This is a genomic window from Streptomyces sp. PA03-1a (assembly GCF_033792805.1).
GTDB lineage: Bacteria > Actinomycetota > Actinomycetes > Streptomycetales > Streptomycetaceae > Actinacidiphila.
Map to the genome: position 1 here is coordinate 1 of NZ_JARAVO010000336.1, position 7,910 is coordinate 7,910.

General features: G+C 75.4%; 7 protein-coding genes. 4 read left to right on the forward strand and 3 right to left on the reverse strand.

Annotated features, from left to right (window positions below; genetic code table 11):
* The coding region (locus PV341_RS41880; protein ID WP_500360604.1) for an APC family permease at positions 1–1,250 on the reverse strand (1,250 nt) is incomplete at its 3' end.
* Between the two features lie 130 nt (positions 1,251–1,380).
* On the opposite strand from PV341_RS41880, the gene PV341_RS41885 reads away from it, so the two are divergent.
* From PV341_RS41885 to PV341_RS41895, 3 genes are read left to right on the forward strand one after another with little or no spacing between them, the layout of a single operon-like run.
* The gene (locus PV341_RS41885; protein WP_500360605.1) at positions 1,381–2,280 is read left to right on the forward strand and encodes an alpha/beta fold hydrolase; all 900 of its coding nucleotides are present in this window, start codon (positions 1,381–1,383) and stop codon (positions 2,278–2,280) included.
* Entirely contained in the window at positions 2,277–3,149 is an 873-nt protein-coding gene (locus tag PV341_RS41890; RefSeq protein ID WP_500360606.1) for a metal-dependent hydrolase, read from the forward strand. The genes PV341_RS41885 and PV341_RS41890 overlap by 4 nt, the downstream gene beginning before the upstream one ends.
* A 13-nt stretch (positions 3,150–3,162) precedes the next feature.
* Positions 3,163–4,272: a PDR/VanB family oxidoreductase gene (locus PV341_RS41895; RefSeq protein ID WP_500322701.1), complete on the forward strand. Its 1,110-nt coding sequence runs from the start codon at positions 3,163–3,165 to the stop codon at positions 4,270–4,272.
* A 14-nt stretch (positions 4,273–4,286) separates the two neighbouring features.
* Here the strand turns inward: PV341_RS41895 and PV341_RS41900 are convergent, their stop codons facing one another.
* Entirely contained in the window at positions 4,287–5,315 is a 1,029-nt protein-coding gene (locus PV341_RS41900; RefSeq protein WP_499512538.1) for a rod shape-determining protein, read from the reverse strand.
* A gap of 116 nt (positions 5,316–5,431) precedes the next feature.
* Entirely contained in the window at positions 5,432–7,120 is a 1,689-nt protein-coding gene (locus PV341_RS41905) for a SpoIIE family protein phosphatase (RefSeq protein WP_500322702.1), read from the reverse strand.
* Between the two features lie 155 nt (positions 7,121–7,275).
* Here PV341_RS41905 and PV341_RS41910 point away from each other — a divergent pair.
* A partial coding sequence (locus tag PV341_RS41910) for a coiled-coil domain-containing protein (RefSeq protein ID WP_500360607.1) occupies positions 7,276–7,910 on the forward strand: 635 nt, incomplete at its 3' end.

Here is a 7,910-nt window from a genome sequence, read left to right on the forward strand (position 1 = left end):
GTCCCCGCCCTCGGCCTGCTCGGCTGCCTCGCCCTGGCCTTCGCCCTCCCCTGGACCTCCGTCGCCCCGGTGGCGAGGACGGCCGCGCCCGCGGCGACGGAGGTCCAGGGGAGGGCGAAGGCCAGGGCGAGGCAGCCGAGCAGGCCGAGGGCGGGGACGGCGCGCCGGGCGCCGGGGCCCAGGGTCCAGGCGGAGACGTTGGCGACGGCGTAGTAGGCGAGGACGCCGAAGGAGGAGAAGCCGATCGCCCCGCGCAGGTCGGCGGTGGCGGCGAGCACGGCGACGACCGCGCCGACGGCGAGTTCGGCGTGGTGCGGCACCCCGGACCGGGGGTGCACCGCGGCCAGGGTCCGCGGCAGGTGCCCGTCGCGGGCCATGGCCAGGGTGGTGCGGGAGACCCCGAGGATCAGCGCGAGCAGGGATCCGGTGGCGGCGACCGCCGCGCCCACCCGCATCAGCGGCGCGAGGCCGCCCGCGGCGTCGGCCAGGGGCGCCGCGGAACGGGCGAGCCCCTGCGGGCCCAGCACCACGAGGAGGGCAACGGCGACGGCGGCGTAGACGGCCAGGGTGATGCCGAGGGCGAGCGGGATGGCCCGGGGGATGGTGCGCGCCGGGTCCTTGACCTCCTCGCCGAGCGTGGCGATCCTGGCGTACCCGGCGAAGGCGAAGAACAGCAGGCCGGCCGCCTGCAGCACCCCGCCCGCGGTCGCGTCGGCCCCGATGTCCAGCCGGGCGGCGTCCGCGTCGCCGCCGGTGGTCGCGGCGACCACGAAGGCCGCGAGCACCGCGAGGACGACCGCGACGATGCCCCGGGTGAGCCAGGCCGCCTTCTGCACGCCCGCGTAGTTGACGGCGGTGAGCGCCACGACCGCGGCGACGCCGACCGCCCGTTGCTGCTCCGGCCAGGCGTACGCGCCGATCGTCAGCGCCATCGCCCCGCAGGAGGCGGTCTTGCCGACGACGAAGGACCAGCCCGCCAGGTAGCCCCAGAACGGCCCGAGCCGTTCGCGCCCGTAGACGTAGGTCCCGCCCGAGGCGGGGTGGAGCGCGGCGAGCCGGGCCGAGGACATGGCGTTGCAGTAGGCGACGACGGCGGCCGCCGCGAGCCCGAGCAGCAGCCCGGACCCTGCCGCGCGGGCGGCCGGGGCGAAGGCCGCGAAGACCCCGGCGCCGATCATCGAGCCGAGCCCGACGACGGTGGCGTCGAAGACGCCGAGCCGTCGTCGCAGTATCGCGTTCTCACCGGTCACGGCGGCAAAGCTATACCGTCCCACTGCTAGACACGGCGTCAACAAGCTGCCATCGTGGCCGCCGGGAACGGCGAACCGACGACCGACCGACGACGCGGTGACGCGAAGGCGAAGACGAAGGGCGGCGGACATGGCGCAGCGCTGGGTCACGGCCTCCGACGGGGTGCGGCTGGCGGTGTACGAGCAGGGGGACCCGGCCGGGACCACGGTGCTGTGTGTGCACGGCTTCCCCGACGACCACGGTGTGTGGGACGGCGTCGCAGGGCGCCTCGCCGCCCGCGGCTTCCACGTCGTGACGTACGACGTGCGCGGCTCGGGCGCCTCGGACGTCCCACGCCGCACCCGCGCCTACCGGTTGCCGCAGCTCGCCGCCGACACCACCGCCGTCGCCGACGCGGCCAGCCCGCGGGCCCCGGTCCACCTGTTGACCCACGACTGGGGGTCGGTGCAGAGCTGGCACACCGTCAGCACTCCGGAGCTCGCCCACCGCTACGCCTCGATCACCTCGATCTCCGGCCCCGACCTGGACCACACCGGCCGCTGGTACCGCGCCCAGCTGCGCCGGCCGACGCCCGCCCGCCTGCTGAAGCTCGCCAAGCAGTCGCTGGCCTCGCAGTACGTCGGCTTCTTCCACCTGGTGGGGGTCGCCGAACTCGCCTGCCGCAGCGGCCTCCTGGACGGAGTCGTCACGGCCCTGCGCCGCCTGGAGACCGGCGAGGGCCCCTCCGGCTACAGCCCGGGGCTCGCCGCCCGCAACCGTGCCGGGCTCAAGCTCTACCGCGCCAATGTGCTGCCCCGCATGTTCCGCCCCCGGGTCCGGCACGCCGCGCTCCCCGCGGTCGTGCTGGCCCCGTCCAAGGACGTGTTCGTCCTGCCGCCCTGGCAGACCGAGATCACCGACTGGGCGCCCGGGGCCGAGGTCCACCACGTGGACGGCGGCCACTGGCTGCCGTCCCACCGCCCGGACCTCGTCGCCGAGCACGCCGCCCGCCTGGTCGAACGTGCGGAGAAGGAGAGGACCGCGGCATGACCGCCGAGCCCGAGCACCTCGTCCTCAAGCCCCGCGACGTGCACTGGGACTGGGACGGCCTGCCCGTCCGCTACCTGGACGACGACGCGTTCCTCACCCACTTCGCCAACGTCCTCAACATCCTGCTCCCCGAGGGCGAGGACTGGTTCCTCACCGTCTTCCAGCAGACCTTGCCGATGATCGGGGACGACCGGCTGCGCGAGGACGTCATCGGCTTCATCGGCCAGGAGGCCATGCACTCCCGGGCACACCAGTCGCTGCTGGGCCACTTCAACGACGCGGGTCTGGACACCGAGCGGTTCGTCGCCCAACTGCGCTGGTTCTTCCAGGAGATGCTCGGCGACCGCGGTCTGACCGGCAGGGCCGCGCACGGCTGGCTCGTCGAGCGGGTCGCGATCATCGCCGCCATCGAGCACGTGACGTCCTTCCTCGGCGACTGGATCCTGAACGCGCACGCGCTGGACGCCCTCGACAAGCACGAGAAGGCCGGGGCCGTCCTCGACCTCTACCGCTGGCACGGGGCGGAGGAGGTCGAGCACCGCGCCGTCGCGTACGACCTGTTCACCCATCTCGACGGCCGCTACCGGCACCGGGTGCGGGCGCACCTGGTCGCCTTCCCCGTGCTGCTCTACTGGTGGGTGCGCGGGCTGCGCTGCCTCATGGCCGAGGACCCGGTGGGCGCCGGGAAGCCGCGCTGGCGCGACTGGTACCGCGGTGCCCGGCGGGGGCTGCTGCCGCCGCCGCACGCGGTCGTCCGGCTCTTCTTCTCCTACCTGCGGCCCGGCTACCACCCGTCGCAGTACGGGTCCACCACGCAGGCCGTCGCCTACCTCGCGTCCTCGCCCGCCGCGCGCGCGGCGCTCCACTAGGGGGTCCCCGCACGTGTCCCTGCCCGACCCGAGCACCCTGCCCCCGCCTCCGGCATGGGCGACCCCGCCGCCCCGCCGGGCCGGCGGCTCCCGCCCGGAGCCGCTGCTGGCGCTGCTCGCCCGGATCACCCCGCTGCTGGTGCGCGGCAGCGGGCGGCGGCCGGTACGCGAACCGGCCGCCGTGGACCGCTCGCTGGCCCTGCGCGTCGCCGAGGTCACCGCGGCGGCCGAGGGCGTCGTGGGGCTGCGGCTGGTGCGGGCGGACGGCGGCACCGCCGCGCTGCCCGCCTGGCACCCCGGTGCCCACCTCGACCTCGACCTGCCGTCCGGGCGGCGCCGCCAGTACAGCCTGTGCGGCGACCCGGCCGAACGGGACGCCTATCGGGTGGCGGTGCGGCTAGTCCCGGACGGGGAGGGCGGGTCCCGCGAGATGCACGCCCTCGCCCCGGGCGCGGTCCTGCGCACCCTCGGCCCGCGCAACGCCTTCCCCCTGGCCCTGACCGGCTCCGGGTCGCTGCTCTTCCTCGCGGGCGGCATCGGGATCACGCCGATCCTGCCGATGGTGCGCGCCGCGGCCGCTGCCGGGGCGGACTGGCGCCTGGTGTACGCGGGGCGCAGTCGGGCGACGCTGCCGTTCCTGGCGGAGCTGGCCGAGTTCGCGGGGCACGAGCCGTGGCGGGTGCGGGTCCGCACCGACGAGGAGGCCGGTGGTCCCCCGACGGGGGCGGAACTGCTGGCGGGCGCGGACGCGGGTACGGCGGTCTACTTCTGCGGTCCGCCCGCGCTGATCCCGGCGTTGCGCCCGGCCCCGGTGCTGCACGTGGAGCGCTTCTCGCCGCCGCCGGTCACGGACGGCACCGCCTTCGAGATGCAGCTCGGCCGGGACGGGGAGGTGCTCCCCGTCCCGGCCGACCGCACCGCGCTCTCCGTCCTGACGGGGGCGCGGCCCGCGACGTCGTACTCCTGCCGCCAGGGCTTCTGCGGCACGTGCCGGGTCCGGGTCCTGGCGGGCGCGGACGCGGTCCGCCACGGCGGCAGTGCGACCGCCCGCCGTACGGACGACGCGATGCTCGTCTGCGTCTCGCGGGGAGCCGCCGGCTCCCGTCTCGTCCTGGACGTCTGAACCCGGCCCGGGGCCTACACGGACAGCGGGTCGAGCGGCATCGGGACGGGGTGGCCCTCCATCATCGCGCCCAGCCCGCGCACCGCGCAGACGTCGGGCCGGTCCGCGATCGTGACCGGCATCCCGGTGGCCTGACGGAGCATCATGTCCAGGCCGGGAAGCAGCGCGCTGCCGCCCGCGAGCATGATGCCGCGGTCGGTGAGGTCGGCGACCAGGTCCGGCGGGCACCGCCTGAGCGTCTGGCCGATCCCGTCGACCAGCGTCGCCATGGGCATCCGGATCGCCTGCCGCACCGCCTCGGTGTCGACGCGGACCGTACGGGCGATGCCGCTGGCGACGTCGCGCCCCTGGACCTCGGCGCTGGGCGCGGTGGGGCCGGGCGCCGAGAGGATCTCGTGCAGGGGCCGTACCGACTGGCTGGGCAGCACCAGTTCGTGGGTGTTGCGCAGGTGCTGGACGACGGCGTGGTCGATCGCCTCGCCGCCCACCGCGATGGTCTCCGCCGCGACGATCGCGCCCATCGACATGACCGCGATCTGCGTGGTGCTCGCCCCGGCCAGCATGATCATCGTCGCCTCGGGCTGCTCGACCGGCAGTCCGCACCCGATGGCGGCCGCGATGACGGAGTCGACGAGTTCGACCCGCCGCGAACCGAGGCCGTACATCGTCTCGACGGCGGCCCGCTGGGCCAGCGGCCCGCTGCCGTTGGGGGTGCAGACGGCCGCCCGGAGCATCGGCTTGCGCCGCCAGGCCTTGCGGAGCTGACCGCCCAGCAGGTGACGGAGCATGCGCTGGGCCATCTCGATGTCGACGACCATGCCGGCCTGGATGGGGCGGACCACGCGGATGTGCTCGGGCGTGCGCCCTGTCATCTTCTCGGCGAGCGAGCCGACCGCGATGAGGGCACCGCTGTGCGCGTTGACGGCGGCCACGCTGGGCTCGTCCACGACGAGTCCCTGGTGCTTGAGGTAGACACGGGTGCGCGACGCCCCGAGGTCGACGGCAACGGAGCAACGACGCAGATGCGCCAGACTGACGGTCACGGCAGATCCTCCCCGAGGGGCCGGTTCCCGGGCCCGCCCCTGCGGCGGCCCGTCTGATCATCGTGCGGGCGCAAGTCGAGGTGCGCCTGTTGTGGTACTCCGAGCGGTTGATCCGCCTATCGCATGATCCGTGCCGCGAGGACCGCGATGTCGTCGTCGGCCGGCTCCACGACCAGCAGGGACAGCACCCGGTCGACGAGTCCGCCCAGATCACCGTCGGAGTGCAGGCGCAACCCGGCGAGGCGGTCGAGCGAGGCGTCGATGTCCTCCCCGCGCCGCTCCACCAGACCGTCCGTGTACAGCAGCAGGACGTCGCCGGCCCGGCAGGAGGCCGCGACGGGCTCGTAGCCTCCGTGGCCGGTGCCCAGCGGCGGCCCGACCGGCACGTCGACGATGTCGACCGTGCCGTCCGGCCGGATGACGGCGGGCGGCAGGTGACCGGCGCTGGAGAAGGTGCACGTGTTGCGCACCGGGTCGACGAGGGCCAGCAGGCAGCTCGCCGGACGGCCCGACTCGGTCTCCGAGATGAGGGTGTCCAGCCGGCGCAGGATGCGGTGCGGCGGCAGGTCGGCCGCGGCCACGAAGCGCAGCATCGAGCGGTACTGGCTCATGTCGACCGAGGCCTCCACCCCGTGCCCCATGACGTCGCCCATGGCCAGCAGGGTGCGCCCGTAGGACAGCCGTACGGCGTCGTACCAGTCGCCGCCCACCAGCGCGGTGCTGCCGGCCGGCTGGTAGCGGAACGCGGCCTCCACCGAGGGGTGCGGGGAGCCCGGCTCCGACATCAGGGCACGCTGCAACTCGAGGGCGATGCCGTGCTCGTGGGTGTAGCGGCGGGCGTTGTCGAGGTAGATCGCGGCCCGCCGGACGATGTCCTGGACGGTCTCGGTGTCCCGCTCGGTGAACCCCGGGGACTCGCCGCAGCGGACCAGGGTCACCGTGCCGATGGGTTCGCCGCGCGCCGCGAGCGGCACGACGAGCGCCGAGTGGATGCCCACCGAGCGGAAGGCGGCCATCCGCTCGCGGGCCGACCCGCCGTGGCCCAGGGCGTCGTCCTCGAAGAGGCTCTGCACCACCGGGCTGCCCGACTGCAGGCAGCGCGGGATGGTCGTGCCCGACGGGTACTCCACGTACTCCCCGGGCTCGCCGAAGATCTTGACCTGCTCGCGCAGGTTCGGCAGCGCGGCCATCGCCGCCCGGCGCAGCCGCAGCAGACCGCGGTTGTAGGGGGTGGAGCGCTCGGTGGGGAAGACCTCGACGGTGGCGATGTCGGCGAGCAGCGGCACGAGGAACCCGGCGAGCTCGGCGCAGGTCTCGTCCATCTCCAGGGTGGTGCCGATGAAGGTGGCGGCGCGGTCCAGGATCGCCAGCCGCTCCCGGGCCCGTTCCAGCTCCTGCTGGTGCTGGCGCGACGCGCTGACCTCCAGCATGATCCCGACGAGGCCGAGCACCGTGCCGTCCGCCGCGTCCAGCCGGTGGTACGCGCCCTGCCAGTAGCGCCGGCCCGTCCCGGACTCGGCGTGCGTGCGGCCGCTGGAGGGCACCTCGCGCGACTTGCCGTCGGACAGGACCTGGCGCAGCGCCTCCTCGCCCGCGTCGTCCAGGTCCGGCAGCACCTCGGTGATCCGGCGACCGAGGTGCGCCTCGGCGGGCAGGCCGTTCATCCGGGCCAGGGCGGGGTTGACGTAGACGTAGCGCAGTTGCGGGTCGTAGATGCCCACGCCCGCGGGGGTGCCGTCCAGCACCTGCCGCAGGACCCCGTCGTCCGGCGGTGACCAGCCGCCGGGCTCACCGTCACCGCTCACCCGGTCACCCTCCTGTCCGCCGAGTGCGCCCGTTCCCATGATCGGGCGGTCCCCCGCCGGGCGCACGCCCGGATGCGGTCACCCCGCCGGGTGGCCGCCGGGCGGCGGGGCGTGTCGTCCGGGCCCCGCGGTGACCGGCCCGAAAGGATCGGGCGATGCGATGGAGGACGGCGGCCGTGGCCCTCTGCCTGCTGCTGACCGCCTCGCCGGCGGTGGCCGGCGAGCACCCCGGGCCGCGCCCGGGCCCCCCGGCCCGGGTGGAGCGGCTGTACGCGCAGGCGGCCCGTGCGGTGCAGGCGTACGAGGACGCGGAGCGGGCGGTCCGCCGCAAGCGGGCCGACCTGCGCCTGCTGCACCGGGCAGCGGCGGTGGAACGGCGGCGGCTGGACGTGCTGCGGGACCGGATCGGGGCGATGGCGCGCAGCGAGTACCGCAACGGGGGGCTGGGACCCTCGGCGCGGCTGTTGCTGTCCGGGCGGCCCGACCGGCTGCTGGAGGGCGCGACGCTGGCCCGGCAGGGCGACCACGCGCAGGCGGCGCTGCTGGCCGAGCGGATGCTGGCCGAGCGCCGGCTGGCGGCGGACACCGAGGCCGTCCACCGGACGCTGGCGGTGCTGGCCCGCGAGGCCCGTCGCAAGGACGCGCTCCGCCGGCGCATCGAGGCGCGGCTGCTGCGCGCCCGGGCCGGGCTGTCCGCCCGGGACCTGGCGCTCATGGCCCACGAGGGACTCTCGGCGGACTGCCCGCGCGACCTCCCCCGGACCCCGCCCGGTGGGCGGCGGCGGACGAC